Origin of the sequence: Saccharothrix variisporea, from assembly GCF_003634995.1 — a bacterium.
Lineage (GTDB): Bacteria > Actinomycetota > Actinomycetes > Mycobacteriales > Pseudonocardiaceae > Actinosynnema > Actinosynnema variisporeum.
The window spans coordinates 4,437,826-4,456,201 of the sequence record NZ_RBXR01000001.1 but is presented as its reverse complement, the minus strand read 5'-3'; the positions used below and the strand labels follow the sequence as shown (position 1 = coordinate 4,456,201).

Sequence of the window (18,376 nt, the reverse complement as noted above, 5' to 3'; positions counted from 1 at the left end):
GGGGAGAGCCTTACGGCTCCGCGGTCGGACGGACAAGCCACCAGGGGGGTGGGGTTGGCGACTACGCTCCGCAGCGTGGGCTGTGGAGGTGAGATCGACAGCCCGGGTAAAGTCGCTTTTACCGACGGGAACCGATCGACTCGTGTGGTCGTTGAACCCCGTGACGGCGTCGAAACGCCACAGGAGGACGAGGTGCGTACCACCAGCAACCCCGCGTTCCGCAACCTGCCGACCGGCGGCGGTTACGGGAGCTACGCAGGCTTCGGCCAGCAACAGCAGTACGGCGCCCAGCCGTACGGCTACCAGGCGCCGCCGACCACCGGCGAGCGCCCCATCACGATCGACGACGTGGTCACCAAGACCGCGATCACCCTGGCCACCACGCTCGTCGTGGGCCTGGTCGCGGCCTGGCTCGTGCTCACCCGGACGGTCCAGCCGTTCGCCCTGGTCATCCCCGGCCTGCTCGTGGGCCTCGTGGTGTCCCTGGTCATCATCTTCAAGCGCACCCCGAGCGCTCCGCTGGTGATGACGTACGCGGTCGCGGAGGGCCTGTTCCTCGGCGCCATCACCGGCGTGTTCGAGGACGCGTTCCCGGGCATCGCGTGGCAGGCGATCCTCGGCACGTTCGGCGTGTTCGGCGCGATGCTCGTGGTCTACAAGACCGGTGCGATCCGCGTCACCCCGCGCCTGACCAAGTGGATCATCGGCGCGACGGTCGGCGTGGTCGTGCTCATGCTCGGCAACCTGGTCCTGAGCCTGTTCGGCGTCAACTCGGGCCTGCGCGACGGCGGCACCCTGGCGATCGTCTTCAGCCTCGTGGTGATCGGCATCGCGGCGTTCAACTTCCTCCTCGACTTCGAGGCGGCCAACGAGATGATCCGCTCGGGTGTGCCGGCGAAGTGGGCGTGGTGGGCGGCCTTCGGCCTGATGACCACGCTGGTGTGGCTCTACCTGGAGATCCTCCGCCTGCTGTCCTACTTGCAGCGCGACTGACCTCCACCCCTGCTCGACCCGAAAAGCGCCCGGCACCCGCCGGGCGCTTTTCGCTTCCAGACGCGCGCACCGCGTACTTTTCGACGCGCGCAGCGCGTGCTTTTCGGCGCGCGCAGCGCGTGCTTTTCGGCGCGCGCAGCGCGCAGTGGTCGCACCACAAGTGGAGGGCCTCGGTTCCCCCACCGTATGGCCTGCCCGAAGGGCTACCACAGATTTCCCGGGGTGCAGCCGAAAGTTTTTGCGAGGAACGAGCAAAAAGTTTTAGCGGCACCCCGGGAAATCTGTGGTTGGCTCCGCCAGGCCATACGGTGGGGGAACCGACGCCCTTCACCCCCCATCGGTGGTCTCCCCAGCCGCTTTTGATCTTGAGAGCGCGCCAGCGCGTTCGGGTTGAGAGCGAAGCGTCCTGTTCAAAGCTCTTGAAAAGCTTGAAAGACGAAAAGCGCCTCGCCGGCGGGCAGGCCGCCAAGGATGACCAACTGCAACGGCGGGGGCTTCTTGCTTTTGTCATCCCCGCATGGCCTGGCGGAGCCAACCACAGATTTCCCCGGGTGCCGCTAAAACTTTTTGCTCGTTCCTCGCAAAAACTTTCGGCTGCACCCGGGGAAATCTGTGGTAGCCCTTCGGGCAGGCCATACGGGGATGACAAAAGCAAGAAGCCCAGGTTGAGTCGTGTCCTCTCCGGCGGACTGCCACTCGGCAAGGCGGACTGCCGCTCGGCAACGCGGACCGCCACTTGCTGGCTTCGCCGAAAGGCGTGGGGTCAGTCGCGCCAGGACTGGGCTGGGTGGGTGTCCTCCGGGAGTTCGCTGCCCACCTTGATCAGGCACGCCACGCAGAGGGTGCCCTCCTGCCGTCGGACCAGGTGTTCCGGTGGCACCGAGTGGGTGCAGGCCGCTTCGAAGTAGGCCTCCGAAGCCTGGTGCGCGGAAAAGGCGTGGCACAGCGAGTCGTACCCGCTGTGCCACCACACGTACGTCATGTCCCCGACCTCCCTACCACCAAGTAGGACGCGCCGGGGGTCGAAGTGTGACGCGTGTCAGCTCAACCGCTCGATGACCATCGCCATGCCCTGGCCGCCGCCGACGCACATGGTCTCCAGGCCGAACTGCTTGTCGTGGAACTGGAGGGAGTTGATCAGCGTCGTCGTGATCCGCGCACCGGTCATGCCGAACGGGTGGCCGACCGCGATGGCGCCGCCGTTGACGTTGAGCTTGTCCAGGTCGATGCCCAGGTCCTGGTAGGACGGGATGACCTGCGCGGCGAAGGCCTCGTTGATCTCGACCAGGTCGATGTCGTTGATCGACATGCCCGCGAGTGCCAGGGCGCGCTTGGACGCCTCGACCGGACCCAGGCCCATGATCTCCGGGGACAGGCCGGACACGCCGGTGGAGACGATCCGGGCCAGCGGGGTGATCCCCAGTTCCTTCGCCTTGGTGTCGCTCATGATCACCAGGGCCGCGGCGCCGTCGTTCAGCGGGCAGCAGTTGCCCGCCGTCACGCGGCCGTCGGGGCGGAAGACCGGCTTCAGGCCCGCCACGCCCTCGTAGGTCACGCCCGGACGGGGGCCGTCGTCGGTGGACACGACCGTGCCGTCGGGCAGGGTGATCGGCGTGATCTCGCGGGCCCAGAAGCCGTTCGCGATGGCCTTCTCCGCCAGGTTCTGCGACCGCACGCCGAAGTGGTCCATCTCCTCGCGCGAGATGCCCTTGGCCAGCGCCAGGTTCTCGGCGGTCTGGCCCATCGCGATGTAGATGTCGGGCAGCTCGCCGCGGGTGCGCGGGTCGACCCACTCGGACGCGCCGGTCTCCGCGACCGACTTGGTCCGCGCCTCGGCGTCGGCGAAGACCGGGTTGTGGGTGCCGGGCCAGGAGTCCGACGAGCCGCGCACGAACGAGGACACGGTCTCCACGCCGGCGCTGATGAACACGTCACCCTCGCCCGCCTTGATGGCGTGCAGCGCCATGCGGGTGGTCTGCACGCTGGACGCGCAGTAGCGGGTCACGGTGGTGCCGGGCAGCTGGTCGAAACCGGCCAGCACGGACACGACCCGGCCCAGGTTGAAGCCCTGCTCGCCGCCGGGGAGGCCGCAGCCGAGCATCAGGTCGTCGATGTCGTTCGGGTCCAGCTGCGGCACCTTCGCCAGTGCCGCCTTCAGGACCTGCACGGTCAGGTCGTCCGCCCGGACGTCCTTGAGCGAACCCTTGCCCGCACGCCCGATGGGCGACCGGGCTGCGGAGACGATCACGGCCTCAGGCATTACGGAACTCCTTTGTTTCGCCGCAGAGAGTGCCTTGCAGCCTAGTTAACGCTTGTTCAACGCGGCCACCACTCGTGACGCAGGACGCCGACCAACGGGGCCAACAGGACCGACGTCGCCGCCTCGTACCCGGCGGCACTGGGGTGGAACCGGTCCCGGCTGAAGAAGTCCCGCCGCGCCACGAACTCCCGCCCCAGCAGGTCGCCCAGCGCCACCGGAACCCCGCCCGCCGCCAGCACCTCCCGCCGCTGCGCCCGCGCCAACCGCAGGCTCCACTCCCGGGCCACCGACCGCAGCGGCTGCGCGATCGGCTCGATCGACCCCAGGTCCGGGCACGTCCCCACGACCACGCCCACCCCGGCCTCCCGCAACCGCCGCACCTGCACCCCCAGCAGCGCCGCCGACACCCCGACCGGCACCCGGGTCGTCACGTCGTTCGCGCCGATGATCACCAGGCACAGCTGCGGCGGGTCCGCCACCACCCGGTCCACCTGCGCCGACAGGTCCCGGGTCGTCGACCCGCTGATGGCGTAGGTCTCCAGCCGCACCGGCCGCTCCAGCTCCTCCGCCAACCCGGTCGCCAGCAGCACCCCGGGCAGCTCGGCGGGGTCGTCCACCCCCAGCCCGGCCGCCATCGAGTCCCCCACTACGGCGAACCGCACCGGCTTGCCGTCGCCCTCCCCGTACACGCCGTCGGCGCGCGGCGGCGGGGCGTCGGGCACCCCGATGACCACCCGCGCCCGCCGGGACTGCCGCGTGAACAGGCCGTACGCCAGTCCTGTCACGCCACTCACCGCGCCCAGCGCCACCGCCAGGAACCGCCACCACCGCACCATCACCACCCCCTACTGCCATCGTCCACAAAGCCGCCCGGATTACCCGCCAAACCGCCGAGGCTCGCGCGTCGACCGGCAGCGGTTACGCTGCGCAAGTCATCTCGCGTTGTGGGAAGGGACCTGCGGTGGAGTACGTCGAGAGCGTCGTGGACCTGGTCGGCAACACGCCGCTCGTGAAGCTGAACAAGGTCGCCGAGGGGCTCAAGCCGCTCATCCTGGCCAAGGTCGAGTACCTGAACCCCGGCGGCAGCGTGAAGGACCGGATCGCCCTGCGCATGGTGGAGGCCGCCGAACGCTCCGGCGAGCTCAAGCCGGGCGGCACGATCGTCGAGCCCACGTCGGGCAACACCGGCGTCGGCCTCGCCCTGGTGGCCCAGCAGAAGGGCTACAAGTGCGTCTTCGTCTGCCCGGACAAGGTCAGCGTGGACAAGCGCAACGTGCTCAAGGCCTACGGCGCCGAGGTCGTGGTGTGCCCGACCGCGGTCGCGCCCGAGCACCCGGACTCCTACTACAACGTGTCCGACCGCCTGGTCCGCGAGATCCCCGGCGCGTGGAAGCCCAACCAGTACGCCAACCCGGAGAACCCGGCGAGCCACTACCACGGCACCGGCCCCGAGCTGTGGCGGCAGACCGAGGGCAAGATTACGCACTTCGTGGCGGGCGTCGGCACCGGCGGCACCATCTCCGGCACCGGGCGCTACCTCAAGGAGGTCTCCGAGGGCCGGGTCAAGGTCGTCGGCGCGGACCCCGAGGGCTCGGTCTACTCCGGTGGCACCGGCCGGCCGTACCTGGTCGAGGGCGTCGGCGAGGACTTCTGGCCGGACGCCTACGACCGGAACGTCTGCGACGAGATCGTGGCCGTGTCCGACAAGGACTCCTTCGACCTGACCCGCCGCCTGGCCCGCGAGGAGGGCCTGCTGGTCGGCGGCTCGTGCGGCATGGCCGTCGCGGCGGCGCTGCGCGTGGCGGAGGGCCTCACCGAGGACGACGTGGTCGTCGTGCTGCTGCCCGACGGTGGCCGCGGCTACCTGTCCAGCGTGTTCAACGACAAGTGGATGGCCCAGTACGGCTTCCTGTCGCCCGACACCTCCGGCGCGACCGTCGGCGACGTGCTGCGGCGCAAGGACGGCACCATGCCCGACCTGGTGCACGGTCACCCGAACGAGACCGTCGCCGAGGCCGTGCAGATCATGCGCGAGTACGGCGTGTCCCAGATGCCCGTGGTCAACGCCGAGCCGCCGGTCATGGCGGCCGAGGTGGCGGGCGCGGTCAACGAGCGCGACCTGCTCGACGCCCTGTTCACCGGGAAGGCCCAGCTCACCGACCGCCTCGACGCGCACATGTCGGTCAAGCTGCCCACCATCGGGTCCGGCGAGTCGATCAGCGCGGCCATGACGGCGCTGTCGGCGGCCGACGGCGCCCTGGTGCTCGACGACGGCAAGCCCGCCGGCGTCGTGACCCGCCAGGACATCCTGGGCTTCCTGGCCGGACGCTGATAACGACACGTTCACCGGTTGCCGGTGGCCGACGCGAGCGCATCCGCTAGCGTTGGCCACCGACTCATACGCCTACGGCCCACGCCAAGGGGGTTGGAAACTCCGATGAACGCTCCTCAGCCGCCAGGGAACCAGCAATTCGGCGGTCACAACCAGCAGGAGCAGGGGCAGGGTGCCCAGCCCCCGAACGCCGACGCGACGCAGGTCGTGCCGAGCGGCGGCTCGTCCCCTGCGTTCCCGCCCCCGGAGGCCACCCAGGTGGTGCCCTCGTCCGGCCCGCAGCAGGCGGTGAACCCGGACGCCACGCAGGTCGTGCCGCCGAGCGCGACCCAGCAGCAGCCGCCGTCGGCGTCGGGTGGCTTCCCGGCGCAGCAGCCGCCCGGGTCGGGCGGGTTCCCGGCGCAGCAGCCCAACCCGTACGGCCAGCCCCAGCAGCAGCCCGGCCAGTACGGGCAGCCGCCGCAGCCGCCGGCGTACGGCCAGCCGCAGTCCAACCCGTACGGCCAGCCGCAGCAGCCCAACCCGTACGGCCAGCAGCAGCCGCAGTCCAACCCCTACGGCCAGCCGCAGCAGAACCCGTACGGCCAGCCGCAGGCCAACCCGTACGGCCAGCCCCAGCAGCAGGCGTGGGGTGCGCAGCCCGGCTACGGCCAGCCCGCGTACGCGGTCCCGCCCACCGGCTACGCCGAGTGGGGCTCCCGCCTGGTCGCCGGCCTGATCGACAACGTGGCGCCGGGCCTCGTGATCCTGGTCCTCTACTTGATCGGCATCGCCACCGGCGACGCGACGATCCTGTTCCTGCTCGCCGGCGTCGGCTACCTGGCGTTCCTGGCGTTCGTGATCTACAACTCGCTGTACCTGGCGGGCACCACCGGCCAGTCGTTCGGCAAGAAGATCGCGAAGATCAAGCTGGTCAAGGAAGAGACCATGCAGCCGGTCGGCTTCGGCAACGCGTTCGTGCGCAACCTGTGCCACATCGTGGACGGCATCCCCTGCTACGCGGGTTACTTCGCGCCGCTGTGGGAGCCGAAGAAGCAGACGTGGGCCGACAAGATCATGGGCACCATCGTCGTGAACGCGCCGGAGACCGGCATGCCGGGCGGCGGGTACCCGGGCCAGCAGTCCTACGGCCAGCCCCAGCAGAACCCGTACGGCCAGCAGAACCCGTACGGCCAGCCGCAGCAGAACCCCTACGGCCAGCAGCCGCCGCAGCAGTGGTGAGCTGAGACCCGTCCGGACACCGCCCGTTGGCCCATTAGGCCAGCGGGCGGTTCCGTTTCACCCGGTCGTACCCTTGTGCTCATGACGGACTTCGCCCCCTACGGTTTCGCGACCAGGGCAATCCACGCGGGCCAGGAACCGGACCCGACGACCGGCTCGGTCATCGTCCCGATCCACGCCACGTCCACCTACGCCCAGGACGGCGTCGGCGGCCTGCGCGGCGGCTTCGAGTACTCGCGGACCGGCAACCCCACCCGCGCGGCGCTCGAGGAGTGCATGGCGGCGCTCGAAGGCGGTCGGCACGGCCGCGCCTTCGCCTCCGGCATGGCCGCCACCGACACCGCGCTGCGCGCCCTGTGCCGGCCGGGCGACCACGTCGTCATCCCGAACGACGCCTACGGCGGCACGTTCCGCCTGATCGACAAGGTGCTCAGCCTGTGGGGCGTCGAGCACACCCCCGTGCCCCTGTCCGACGTGGACGCGGTGCGCGCGGCGATCCGGCCGAACACGAAGGTCGTGTGGGTCGAGACGCCCACCAACCCGCTGCTCAACATCGCCGACATCCCGCTGCTCGCGCAGGTCGCGCACTCGGCGGGCGCACGCCTGGTCGTGGACAACACCTTCGCCTCGCCCTACCTCCAGAGCCCGCTCGCCCTGGGCGCGGACGTGGTGCTGCACTCGACCACCAAGTACGTCGGCGGCCACTCCGACGTCGTCGGCGGCATCCTCGTGACCTCGGACGACGAGCTGGACGCGGCCTTCGGCTTCCTCCAGAACGGCGCGGGCGCGGTGCCCGGCCCGTTCGACGCGTGGCTGACACTGCGCGGCATCAAAACCCTCGAAGTGCGCATGGAGAAGCACTCGGACAACGCCGAGTTGGTCGTGCAGGCCCTCCTGCGCCACCCGCGCGTGACGTCCGTGCTGTACCCGGGCCTGCCCGACCACCCCGGCCACGAGGTCGCGGCAAAGCAGATGAAGCGCTTCGGCGGCATGATCTCGTTCACCGTCGAGGGCGGCGAGGAGGCAGCACTGCGGGTGTGCTCGCGCACCAAGCTGTTCACGCTGGCCGAGTCGCTCGGCGGCGTGGAGTCGCTGATCGAGCACCCCGGCAAGATGACCCACGCCAGCACGGCGGGCTCAATGCTGGAGGTACCCGCCGACCTGGTCCGCGTGTCGGTCGGCATCGAGTCCGGCGAGGACTTGGTAACTGACCTGGTCGCAGCCCTGGACTAACGCTTTCCGCACGCGCAGCACTCAGCTTTCCGGCGCGCGCAGCGCGCTGTCTACGGTGGTGACCACCACAGGTGGAGGGCCTCGGTTCCCCCGCCGTATGGCCTGCCCGAAGGGCTACCACGTTTTCCAGGGGTTGCAGCCGAAAGTTTTGCGAGGAACGAGCAAAAGTTTTAGCGGCAACCCCTGGAAAACGTGGTTGGCTCCGCCAGGCCATACGGCGGGGGAACCGACGCCCTTCACCCCCCCCGCTGGCGGCCTGCCGCGCGGCGAGCGCCGCTTTTCATCTTTTCATCTTTTGATCTTTTGATCTTGAGAGCGCGAAGCGTTGCGTGAAGCTCAAGAAGTCCCATACCGAGCGGCGGCGCGTTCCTTGGCCTTGGCGGCCTCGACCTCGCGGTCGCGCGGAGGTGCCTTGGTGACCAGGGACTCGAGCAGCACCCTGGTCGCCTCGGCCACCGCCTCGACCGCGAGGTCGAACGCTTCCTGGTTGGCCGCGGACGGGTGGGTCGAGCCGCTGACCTTGCGCACGTACTGGACGGCGGCGGCGCGGATCTCGTCCTCGGTGGCGGGCGGCTCGAAGTTGTGCAGCACCCGGATGTTCCGACACATGCGTCCACTATCGCCGAAATCCGCTTGGCCCGGCATGGTTGTCTGAGGACGTGCCGGAACCCCACCGCCCGTTCCGCTGGGACCTCGTGCGCCCCGACCGCCTCGGGACGCTGCTGGAGGACACCCCGCCGCCCGACCTGTGGTACCTCGACGACCTGGTCGAGTGCGCCGGACTCGTCCTCGCCCGGTCCGGCGACAGCGACCTGCGCTTCGTCGGCCGCTCCGCCGACAGCGTGTTCGACCTGCTCAGCGGGGCCCTGGAGCACACGTCGTGGCGGGACCGGCTGCACCAGGTGCCGCTGTCGGTGTTCGGCTCGTACCGCATCACCGACGCCGAACTGCCCCAACTCCGCGCCAACCTCACCGCACTGGGCGTCTCACCGCACGCCCTGGCCACGGGCCGCCCGACGGCGTTCGTGGACCTGGTCCACGAAGGCAGCACCTACACCAACCTCCACCGCGTGCTGCGCGACTGGATCGAGGACGAGCGGGTCGCGTGGGACGTCGTCCGCCGCCGCCTGCGGTTCATCGGCATCACCCGCCGGCGCAAGACCAGCCCCAAGACGTGGCGCTGGCACCAGCACGCCGAGTGGACGGCCGACCTGCCCGCGAGCGCGATCCGGAACGTGTCCCTGGACTGGGGTGTCTGGGGCTGGTTCGGCGACCGCCAGCCCAAGCTCACCAGGTCGTTCCCGTCGACCCGGTGGGCGGACGAGTCCGTCGCCCGGCCCCGTCACGACGAGCGCACGCGTGCCGCGCTGGCCGAAGCCCTGGCCGTGGTGGAAGCCGGACGGCAGCGCAGGAAGCAGCTGGTGGCGGTGCTGTGCGAGGAACCGGCGATCCGCGAGCCGTGGCTGCGGGGACTGGTGAACGAGCTCAGGGCGTGACGTCGTACCGGGCGTTCTCGACCTTCGGCACGGTGGGCAGGTCCTGCCCGTCCATGCAGCCGCCCTCGAACTTGACGACGCCTTCGTGCTCGACGAACCGGCCGGTCTCGGCGCAGCCCGCGTGCGCCACGGTGAAGAACGCCGCGCCGGTCAGCGCCACGGCCGTGGCTACCGCGCCGACGAGCGGCAGCACCGCGGTGACGCGTCCCGCGAGTGCCATGCCACCTCCCCAGGTGAAATCCGTGCAAACCCCCGCACCGAGGGTACCGGTCCGGACGTGCCTGGAGCGCACCTCTCAGGGTTCCCACAGAAAAGGGCCGGCCCGCTGGTGGCGGACCGGCCCTTCGCGCGGGTGTCGTCAGAGGTTGCCCCGACGCTCCTGCTCGCGCTCGATGGCCTCGAACAGGGCCTTGAAGTTGCCCTTGCCGAAGCCCAGCGAGCCGTGGCGCTCGATGAGCTCGTAGAAGACGGTCGGCCGGTCGCCGATCGGCTTCGTGAAGATCTGGAGCAGGTAGCCGTCCTCATCCCGGTCGACCAGGATGCGGTGCTCCTTGAGCACCTCGATCGGCACGCGCACCTCGCCGATGCGGGCCCGCAGCTCCGGGTCGTCGTAGTACGAGTCCGGGGTCTCCAGGAACTCGACGCCGGCCGCGCGCATGGCGGTCAGCGTGGCGACGATGTCGTTGGTGGCGAGCGCGATGTGCTGCACGCCCGCGCCCGAGTAGAACTCCAGGTACTCGTCGATCTGCGACTTGCGCTTCGCGATCGCCGGCTCGTTCAGCGGGAACTTCACGCGGTGGTTGCCGTTGGACACCACCTTGCTCATGAGCGCCGAGTAGTCGGTGGCGATGTCGTCGCCGATGAACTCCGCCATGTTCACGAAGCCCATGACGCGGTTGTACCAGTCGACCCAGTAGTCCATCTTGCCGAGCTCGACGTTGCCCACGCAGTGGTCGACCGCCTGGAACAGCCGCTTCGGCGCGCCCTCGGGTCGGACGACGGTGCTCTCCTTGGCCACGTAGCCCGGCAGGTACGGACCGGTGTAGCGGGACCGGTCGACGAGCGTGTGGCGGGTCTCGCCGTAGGCCGCGATGGCGGCGATGCGCACCACGCCGTGCTCGTCCTCGACGTCGTGGGGCTCGACGAGGACCGTGGCGCCCTGCTTGCGGGCGTGGTCGATGCACCGGTCGACGTCCTCGACCTCCAGCGCGAGGTCCACGACGCCGTCACCGTGCTTGCGGTGGTGGTCGAGCAGCGCGCTGTCCGGCTGCACCCCACCGTTGATCACGAACCGCGCCGAACCGGACTTGAGCACGAAGGACTTGTGGTCCCGCTGCCCCGTCTCGGGCCCGGCGTACGCGACGAGCTGCATCCCGAAGGCGACCTGGTAGAACCACGCGGTCTGGGTCGCGTTGCCGACCACGAAGACCACGGCGTCCATGGAGCGCACGGGGAACGGATCGCGCGTCCCGTCGTAGTCGACCAGGCCCACGAGTTGGCGGAGCTGGTCGTAGCTCACGTCGTCAAGCTGCTGCGTCATGGCTCACAGCATGTGCGGCGTTGGGCAGGGTGAGCAACAGTGTCGTTTTTTGCTGTGCAGGTTGTACAGTGATCTATGGTTTCCGACGGGCAAGCTGAACACTCTGACCAGGTCCTGGACGCCTTGGACGCCCGGTTGTTGTTGCTCTTGACCGACGAGCCCAGGCTGGGGGTCCTGGAGTGCTCGCGGCGGCTGGGCGTGGCACGGGGGACGGTGCAGGCGCGCTTGGACCGGCTGGTCGCGCGGGGCGTGCTGACGGGGTTCCCGCCGGCGCTGGACCTGGCGGCGATGGGGTACGGGCTGACGGCGTTCGCGGTGCTGGAGATCGCGCAGGGGCAGCGCCAGGAGGTGTCGGACGGGCTGGCGGCGATCAACGAGGTGTGCGAGGTGCACGCGACCACCGGACAGGGTGATCTTTTCGTGCGGATGGTGGCCCGGTCGAACGCCGACCTGCAACGGGTGATCGACGAGGTGGTGGACGTGCCGGGGGTGCAGCGGCTGTCGACGTCGATCGCCCTGTCGACCCCTGTGCCGCCTCGGGTGCGGCCGTTGTTGGAGCAGGTGCTGTAGGGCGGCCGGGTTTGGTGGTCGGGGTGCGTCGGGTGTCCCCACCCACCACCCCCGCCAGGCCACCCTGGGCACAAGCCCGGCGCTGCGCGCCCCCGCGCGCTCGACGCACGGCCCGGCGCTGCCCGCCCCAGCGCGCTGCGCGCGCGACGCACGGCCCGGCAAAGCCGGCCGTGCCGGCCGCCGCAGGCGGCCCGCCGAAGGCGGGTGCTCTTGGAGGCTTGTGCCAGGGCGGCTTGGCGGGGGCGGTGGGCGGGGACACCCACCGCAAGCTAACCACCCAACCGCCGACCCCACAGTCAGGTGACGACCGCCGCCCAAGCCCCAACCGAAGCCGGCCGCCGGACCCGAGCCTCCGCCGAAGCCCCAACCGGCCAACCACAGCCACCCCGAGCATCACAGCCACCCCGAGCATCACAGCCACCCCGAGCATCACAGCCACCCCGAGCACCACAGCCACCCCGTCACACAGCAGAAGGGGCGGCCACCCGCCTGGTGGCCGCCCCTCTCGATGTCGTGGGTGTCAGCCGGAGTACGGCACCGCCTTGATCAGCGTCACCTTCATCGTGCTGCCGTTGGGCAGCTCGTACTCCCGGGTCTCGCCCTCCTTGGCCCCGTTCAAGGCCTTGCCCAGCGGGGACGACGGGGAGTAGACCTCCAGCGACCCGTGGGCGCCTTCCTCGCGGGTGGCCAGCAGGAAGTCCTCGGTCTCGTCGTCGCCCTCGTAACGGACGGTGAGCACCATGCCGGGGGCTGCCACACCGGAGACGGTGGGCGCCTCGCCGACCTTCGCGACGCGCAGCAGCTCCTGGAGCTGGCGGATGCGCGCCTCCTGCTTGCCCTGCTCCTCGCGGGCCGCGTGGTAGCCGCCGTTCTCGCGGAGGTCGCCCTCCTCGCGGCGGGCGTTGATCTCCGCAGCAATGACCGGGCGATTCTCGATCATCTCGTCCAGCTCAGCCTTGAGCCGGTCGTAGGCCTCCTGGGTCAGCCAGGTCACCTCAGTGTCGCTCACGGTCACCAACTCCTCGTCTTGCTCCGGCCCACGGCGTGGGCTGGCAGTTCCCGGGCGCACGCGCCCGGAACGGAAAAACACGGCCCGCGTCGGGGCCGTGCTGAAAGGCCAGAGTAACACGTCTACAACGTTCAGCGACGGCGTTTTGTTCCGGATCGGGCCGCTAAACCCGCAGATCACCCGCTTGGCCGCTACCTCGTGGACAGGTAAGGCGGAACCTGGTAGGAGCAGCCGAACACCTCTCCGGTCGTCGCCTCTTTCGACGTCCGGAGCACCGCCTTGGGGTAGACCCGGGTGGCGCCAGGCGGCACCAGAACCTCTCTCCGGCCGGCCTCGTCGCCGTCGTCGGAGCGGGCGCGGACGATGCACACCACCGGCTTCTCCGGCGTCTCCCGCACGACCTCGAAGGTGATCTCCACCGAACCCGCGTCCAGCACCCGGAACGCGGTCTGCTTGGCCTCCACCGGCTTGGTGCCGAGGTTGCGGTACCCGACCCACGCCACCACGGCCCCCACCAGGACGGCGACTACGGGCAGTGACCACCGCGCCCACGTGGGCAGGGCACGGCGGGGTTTGCCGTACCGGCCTTCCGGCAGTGCCACTTGCCAACGCCTTCCTGCCCGTGGGGAACAATGGCCCTCGACCACCGCGTTGAGTGTCGCAGGGGCCGATCCGCCCCAGTCGAGCAGGGCCCAAGGGAGGAACACCACCGTCATGGTTGAGAAGCTGCGCCTGATGGCGGTGCACGCGCACCCCGACGACGAGTCGAGCAAGGGTGCCGCGACGATGGCGCGCTACGTCGCCGAGGGCCACGAGGTCATGGTCGTGACCTGCACCGGTGGTGAAGCCGGCAGCATCCTCAACCCCAAGCTCGCCGACCGTGCGGACGTCCTGGAGAACATGGGCGAGGTGCGGCGCGCGGAGATGGCGCGGGCCGCCGAGATCCTCGGCATCCAGCACCGCTGGCTGGGCTTCGTCGACTCGGGCCTGCCCGAGGGCGACCCGCTGCCGCCACTGCCGGAGGGCTGCTTCGCCCTGACCCCGCTGGAGGAGTCCGTCCCGCCGCTGGTCAAGGTGATCCGCGAGTTCCGCCCGCACGTGATCGTCACCTACGACGAGAACGGCGGCTACCCGCACCCCGACCACATCCGCTGCCACGAGGTGTCGGTGGCGGCCTGGGACGCGGCCGGCGACCCGGACATGTACCCCGAGGCCGGCGAGCCGTGGCAGCCGCTGAAGCTGTACTACTCGCACGGCTTCTCCCGGGCCAAGCTGCTGGCCTTCCACGAGGCCATGATCGCCCGCGGCGAGGAGTCCCCGTACGCGGAGTGGCTGGCCGGCTGGGACGCCGACAAGCCCGACGTGATCGAACGCGTCACCACCCGCGTCGAGTGCGCCGACTACTTCCCGGTCCGCGACGAGGCCCTCAAGGCCCACGCGACCCAGATCGACCCCGACAGCCGCTGGTTCGCCGTGCCGCTGGAGATGCAGCGCGAGGTGTGGCCCACGGAGGAGTACGAGCTGGCGCGGTCGCTGGTCGACAGCACGTTGCCCGAGGACGACCTGTTCGCGGGCGTGAGGGAAAAGGTGACGGCGTGAACCCGGTCCCCTGGGACCAGACGACGGCGATGGTGCTGGTACAGCCCTCGACCACCAAGGACCCCGGCGGTCAGCAGGAGGACTTCGGCAAGTCCTCCCCGCTGGGCCTGCTGATCCTGGTGCTGTTCTTCATCGCGGTGTTCTTCCTGGTCCGTTCGATGAACAAGCACCTGCGCAAGCTCCCGGCCTCCTTCGACCCGCCCGAGGACACCCCGAAGAAGGACGACTAGAAGCCGGAGAACCGCAACACCCCGGCACCGCAGAACACGACGAGCCGCCGGTCGTCGGTCCACACCATCCGGTGGACCACGGCCCCCGGCTCGATCGTGGCGACCTGCCGTGCCGACTGCCCCTCACGGCACACCCACACCCGCACCACCCCGCTCCGGGTGGTGACCGCCACCAACGCCTGATCGACCTGCGGGAACGCCACCGCGACGACCGCGTTCGCCGGCGTGTCGGCCGCGATCGGTCCAGCCCAAGGGCGAGGGCGGTCCTCGGCCAGCGCGACGAGGTGGACCGCCCGCCCATCGGCGAGGGCGGCCACGGGGACGTCCCCGGCGTACCCCAGATCAGCGGCGGACACGTCCGCTTCGATGCCGAGGTCCACCGAGCGCAGGCCGGGACGACGGATGTCCGGTCGGTGGCCCACCAGCAAGAACCGCGCCTGGCCGCCGAGCCGGTACGGCAGCAACCGGCTGTCCGAGCCCACGTCGGCCGGCTCTCGTCCGAACGACCACGCCGATCCGTCGTACCGCAGCCGGCGCAGTTCCCGGTATCGGCTCAGCACACCGACCACGACACCGCCGGAAACGTCGGTGCTCACCGCGAGGTCCACGGGGCGCCTGACCAGTGCGTCACCGGTCGACGTCCGCAGCCTGAGGTCGGACTCCCCGATGTCGAAGACCTTGAGGCTCCCCGCGTGCAACGTGACGAGCAACGGCTCCTCGTGGCTGAGCGCGGCCAGGCTTCGCGGTTCGACTTCTTCGGCTGCCACTCGACGGAGCCGGTCTCCCAGCGCCCACACCTCCACCTTGCGCAGCCACGACGTTGACAGCACCAGAAGCGTCTTGCCGAACCGGGCGACGTCCTGCGGGTAGAGGTCGAAGGACCTCGGCGGTTGCTCCGAGCGCGATGACGTGTGTTCGGCCTCCCACAAGCGGACACGGTCGTCATGGCCCTGGGCGAGTACCAGCGGCGTTCCCCACGGACCGGTCCCGATGCACATCTCACCCACCACGGAGTGGTTGGCGGTGCGAGGCGGCCCGATCGGCACCAACCCGTCCGTCGCGTCGTACACCGCGAGCGTGTTGTCGACGCGGTAGACGGCGACCAGGGTGCGGCCACCGGGTAGCGCCGCCACCGCGAGGTCGTCCACCGACGCCCCGGTCGAGTCCGCAGCGGCAGAGTCGGCAAAGCCCCGCTCGGTGACCACCACCCGAAGCACGCGGCCCACCGGATCCGCCATGAGCAGGCATGTCGCGTCGGCGAGCGTGGTGAACCGGAGGAGGTCGGCCCGCACGCTCAGTGGACTGCCGACCGGCACCATGGCCCCGTCGCGGTACGCGAACAGCGCCACTTCGTCGTCGTACGTGGCCAGAGCGATCAGGACACGGCCACCGTGCGCGGTGATCGCGACGCTGAACACATCTTGCTCGCCGTACGACTCGTGCAGCACCTTCGGCTCGTCGTCGGTCCAGTCGACGACGCACAACCAGTCGTCATCGGCCAAGACTGCGAGCAGTCTCCCGTCCGCGGTACAGGTGTCGGCACGGAACGACCCGCGGTCGACATCGCCGCTGAGCACCGTGCCGCCGGTCCGGTGGACGCCGTTGGAGATCGACCAGCGGTGGAGGGCGTTCGGCCAGTGCGCGGTGAGGCCGACTTCGTGGCCGTCTGGGGTGAGCTGCTGGAGGATCAATTGCGGGGGTCCCTCGACCGGTAGCTCGACGGACCCCTTGAGCACCATCCGGTAGCCCTCGTACCGGTACAGCTCGATCCCGCCTTCGGCGCCGGGCGCGACGAGTGCCGCGGGGTTGCCCTGGGCGTCGAACCAGAGGCGGACCTTGGGCGACGTGGGCAGTCGCAGGATCACCTGTTGTTCGTCGTCCGCCCTCCAAGTGACCACCTCGGCCTGCCACGGCGTCGGGCCGGTGATCTCGTCGGCGAGCTCGGCGAAGCCCAACTGCCGTGCCACCAGGGCGAAGTGCGCGGAGCGGTGGGGTTTGTCGCCGTCCAGGCCGTGGAGGGCTCGGCGGTAGACGTTGCGGATGGCGCGGGCGCGGTCTGTGGTGACCTCCGGCAGGAGGTGGACCATGCACTCCGGGGACACGGTGAGCATGAAGTCCAAGTCCTCGACCAGTTCGTCCAGGCGGCCGGCGGTGGCGGCGTGGGCGGGGAGGTTGGTGCGGATGTACTGCGGGGCGGTGGCCAGGGGTTCGGCTTGGGCGCGGAGGGTTTCGTAGACGACCTGGTCCGGGGCTGGGCCTGGGTGTTCGGCGCGGAAGGTGTCGTCCAGCGCCTGGTGGAACAGGCGGTAGTGGCGGCCGGATTGCTCGACCAGGTAGCTCGCGGCCGAGGTCAGGGCTTCGCGCAGGTCGCGGGCGGTGTAGGTGGCGGCGCTGAGGGCGTTGGCCAGGGACAGCCACAGGTCGCCTTCCGGGAGGCCGGTGCCCTCGGCGAAGGCCAGCGGGAGCAGGAGTTCGCGGATCTTCCCCGGGTCGTCGAAGCGGACGGAGAGGTAGTCGTCCACCGCCGCGCCGACCGTGGTCGCGAGGCTGGTGCCGCCGCTCATCGCGGTGAGGGTGGTGAGTTGGGCGATCAGGAAGTTGCCGTTGGCTTGGCGGGCGATCCGTTCCGCGAGTGGGCGGTTGCCCACTCTGCGCTGGGCGTAGTGGAGCAGGTCGGCGGGGTCGAGGTAGGTGGGGGAGTCGAGGTCGAGCACCACCGCGTTGCCCAGGCGGGTGAGCAGGAGGTTCGTGGGGGAGTTGCGGGCGCCCACGCGCGTGCCGACGATCACGTGCCGCGTCGGGTTGGTGGCCAGGCGGTGGAGCATGGTGGCGATGGCGAGCGGGGCGTCGCCGGTGGCCTCGTCGAGGGCGTCGACCACGACGCTGACCGGGCCGCAGCGGCGGACCAGTTCCACCGGGTCGGTCGCCTCCACCTCCGCCCCGTCCGCGATGGCCTGCACGACCTGCGACAACGTCTTGCCCCGGGCGTGCACGGCGACGGTGACGCTGCCGGGCGGGGGCAGCGCGACGTCCGGGGACAGGCTGTCGGCGGGCACCAGGTGCCGGGCCGCGCGGTCGGCCAGGACGACGGTCCGGGCCACGACCGCGCTCTTGCCGCTGCCCGGACTGCCGATCACCGCCCGCACCCGGCCGTCACCCGGTCCGGAGAGGTAGGTCGCCAGGTCGTGCAAGGCGCGGTGCCGGCCCACGAAGTGCCACTCGTCGGTGGGGTCGTGCGGCTCGACGCCCCGCGCCCGCGGCAGCCAGTGGGTGTCGTCCGGGTCCACCCGCCAGCCCACGTGCGCCGCCGCGTCCGGCCACAGGCGGACGACCTCCTCGACCGGCAGCAACGCGCCGGCGCGCACGGACTTCTGCGCCATGACGACGATGCCGACCACCGCCTCGGCCACCGAGTCCCACACCGGCGCACCGGAGAAGCCGCGGTCGACCACGTGCCCCTCGGCACCGTTCATCTGCACCCACCCGGGCGTGATCCGGCCACCCAGCCGGCCCCGGGCCTCGGCGTGGCGGCCCTGCGCGAAGCCTTGGACGACGTACGGGTGGTCGGCCAGCGCGGCCGGTGCGCGCAGTGGCGCGACGACAGCGTCCGGGACCGGCGACGACAGCCGCAGCACGGCGATGTCACCGCTCTCGTCCGCGGCGACGGGCGCGCGGAAGACGACGTTCGCCGCGCCGGACCAGCCGTGGTGCACGAGAGTCGCGGTGACGGTGTCGGTCGGGACCACGTGGTCGCACGTCAGCACCAGGTCGGGGGCGATCAGCACGCCCGCGCCGACCTCGCCCACCCGCACGAGCCACGGCGGGCGTTCGCGGAAGCTCGCGCGCACGAACCGCAGCTTAACGCGGGGCAGGGCGTGGCCTCCGGCCCCCGA

The 18,376-nt window shown here is 70.4% G+C and carries 17 protein-coding genes; 8 read left to right on the top strand and 9 right to left on the bottom strand.

Annotated features, from left to right (window positions below):
- Positions 1-192: 192 nt before the first annotated feature.
- Positions 193-993 carry a Bax inhibitor-1/YccA family protein gene (locus DFJ66_RS19760; protein ID WP_121231436.1) on the top strand — a complete coding sequence of 267 codons (801 nt, stop codon included), beginning with the start codon at positions 193-195 and terminating at the stop codon, positions 991-993.
- Positions 994-1,756: 763 nt separating this feature from the next.
- Here DFJ66_RS19760 and DFJ66_RS19755 read toward each other — a convergent pair.
- The 3 genes from DFJ66_RS19755 to DFJ66_RS19745 are packed head-to-tail and all read right to left on the bottom strand — an operon-like array spanning position 1,757 to position 4,089.
- Positions 1,757-1,975, bottom strand: coding sequence for a hypothetical protein (locus DFJ66_RS19755; protein WP_121223138.1), 219 nt, complete (start codon positions 1,973-1,975; stop codon positions 1,757-1,759).
- 57 nt (positions 1,976-2,032) lie between these two features.
- Positions 2,033-3,253, bottom strand: coding sequence for an acetyl-CoA C-acetyltransferase (locus DFJ66_RS19750; protein WP_121223135.1), 1,221 nt, complete (start codon positions 3,251-3,253; stop codon positions 2,033-2,035).
- 56 nt (positions 3,254-3,309) lie between these two features.
- Positions 3,310-4,089: an SGNH/GDSL hydrolase family protein gene (locus DFJ66_RS19745; RefSeq protein ID WP_246029828.1), complete on the bottom strand. Its 780-nt coding sequence runs from the start codon at positions 4,087-4,089 to the stop codon at positions 3,310-3,312.
- Between the two features lie 125 nt (positions 4,090-4,214).
- On the opposite strand from DFJ66_RS19745, the gene DFJ66_RS19740 reads away from it, so the two are divergent.
- The 3 genes from DFJ66_RS19740 (at position 4,215) to DFJ66_RS19730 (ending at position 8,039) form a co-directional block, all read left to right on the top strand.
- Complete coding sequence (locus DFJ66_RS19740) at positions 4,215-5,585, top strand: cystathionine beta-synthase (RefSeq protein ID WP_121223134.1); 1,371 nt, start codon at positions 4,215-4,217, stop codon at positions 5,583-5,585.
- Between the two features lie 105 nt (positions 5,586-5,690).
- Positions 5,691-6,806 carry an RDD family protein gene (locus DFJ66_RS19735; protein WP_121223132.1) on the top strand — a complete coding sequence of 372 codons (1,116 nt, stop codon included), beginning with the start codon at positions 5,691-5,693 and terminating at the stop codon, positions 6,804-6,806.
- A gap of 81 nt (positions 6,807-6,887) precedes the next feature.
- Positions 6,888-8,039: a cystathionine gamma-synthase gene (locus DFJ66_RS19730; RefSeq protein WP_121223130.1), complete on the top strand. Its 1,152-nt coding sequence runs from the start codon at positions 6,888-6,890 to the stop codon at positions 8,037-8,039.
- A gap of 336 nt (positions 8,040-8,375) precedes the next feature.
- Here the strand turns inward: DFJ66_RS19730 and DFJ66_RS19725 are convergent, their stop codons facing one another.
- On the bottom strand, positions 8,376-8,648 hold the full coding sequence (locus DFJ66_RS19725; RefSeq protein ID WP_121223128.1) for a DUF2277 domain-containing protein: 273 nt from the start codon (positions 8,646-8,648) through the stop codon (positions 8,376-8,378).
- Positions 8,649-8,698: 50 nt separating this feature from the next.
- On the opposite strand from DFJ66_RS19725, the gene DFJ66_RS43540 reads away from it, so the two are divergent.
- Positions 8,699-9,535 carry a hypothetical protein gene (locus tag DFJ66_RS43540; RefSeq protein ID WP_246029827.1) on the top strand — a complete coding sequence of 279 codons (837 nt, stop codon included), beginning with the start codon at positions 8,699-8,701 and terminating at the stop codon, positions 9,533-9,535.
- On the opposite strand, the gene DFJ66_RS19715 is transcribed toward DFJ66_RS43540, so the two are convergent.
- Both DFJ66_RS19715 and hppD read right to left on the bottom strand, forming a co-directional pair.
- Positions 9,525-9,755: a hypothetical protein gene (locus DFJ66_RS19715; protein ID WP_121223126.1), complete on the bottom strand. Its 231-nt coding sequence runs from the start codon at positions 9,753-9,755 to the stop codon at positions 9,525-9,527. The genes DFJ66_RS43540 and DFJ66_RS19715 overlap by 11 nt on opposite strands.
- 138 nt (positions 9,756-9,893) lie before the next feature.
- The gene (hppD, locus tag DFJ66_RS19710) at positions 9,894-11,075 is read right to left on the bottom strand and encodes a 4-hydroxyphenylpyruvate dioxygenase (protein ID WP_121223124.1); all 1,182 of its coding nucleotides are present in this window, start codon (positions 11,073-11,075) and stop codon (positions 9,894-9,896) included.
- Positions 11,076-11,150: 75 nt separating this feature from the next.
- Here hppD and DFJ66_RS45050 point away from each other — a divergent pair, with 75 nt between their 5' ends.
- The gene (locus DFJ66_RS45050; RefSeq protein ID WP_121223122.1) at positions 11,151-11,645 is read left to right on the top strand and encodes an Lrp/AsnC family transcriptional regulator; all 495 of its coding nucleotides are present in this window, start codon (positions 11,151-11,153) and stop codon (positions 11,643-11,645) included.
- 520 nt (positions 11,646-12,165) lie between these two features.
- On the opposite strand, the gene greA is transcribed toward DFJ66_RS45050, so the two are convergent.
- Positions 12,166-12,660, bottom strand: a complete 495-nt coding sequence (gene greA / locus DFJ66_RS19700) for a transcription elongation factor GreA (RefSeq protein WP_121223120.1) — start codon at positions 12,658-12,660, stop codon at positions 12,166-12,168.
- Positions 12,661-12,845: 185 nt separating this feature from the next.
- Positions 12,846-13,256: a DUF4307 domain-containing protein gene (locus tag DFJ66_RS19695; RefSeq protein ID WP_121223118.1), complete on the bottom strand. Its 411-nt coding sequence runs from the start codon at positions 13,254-13,256 to the stop codon at positions 12,846-12,848.
- Between the two features lie 112 nt (positions 13,257-13,368).
- Here DFJ66_RS19695 and mca point away from each other — a divergent pair, with 112 nt between their 5' ends.
- Positions 13,369-14,253, top strand: coding sequence for a mycothiol conjugate amidase Mca (mca, locus tag DFJ66_RS19690; protein WP_121223116.1), 885 nt, complete (start codon positions 13,369-13,371; stop codon positions 14,251-14,253).
- A 29-nt stretch (positions 14,254-14,282) separates the two neighbouring features.
- Entirely contained in the window at positions 14,283-14,483 is a 201-nt protein-coding gene (locus DFJ66_RS19685; RefSeq protein ID WP_121231430.1) for a hypothetical protein, read from the top strand.
- On the opposite strand, the gene DFJ66_RS19680 is transcribed toward DFJ66_RS19685, so the two are convergent.
- Entirely contained in the window at positions 14,480-18,331 is a 3,852-nt protein-coding gene (locus DFJ66_RS19680; protein ID WP_170199546.1) for a S1 family peptidase, read from the bottom strand. The two genes, DFJ66_RS19685 and DFJ66_RS19680, sit on opposite strands and share 4 nt — an antisense overlap.
- Positions 18,332-18,376 lie beyond the last annotated feature (45 nt).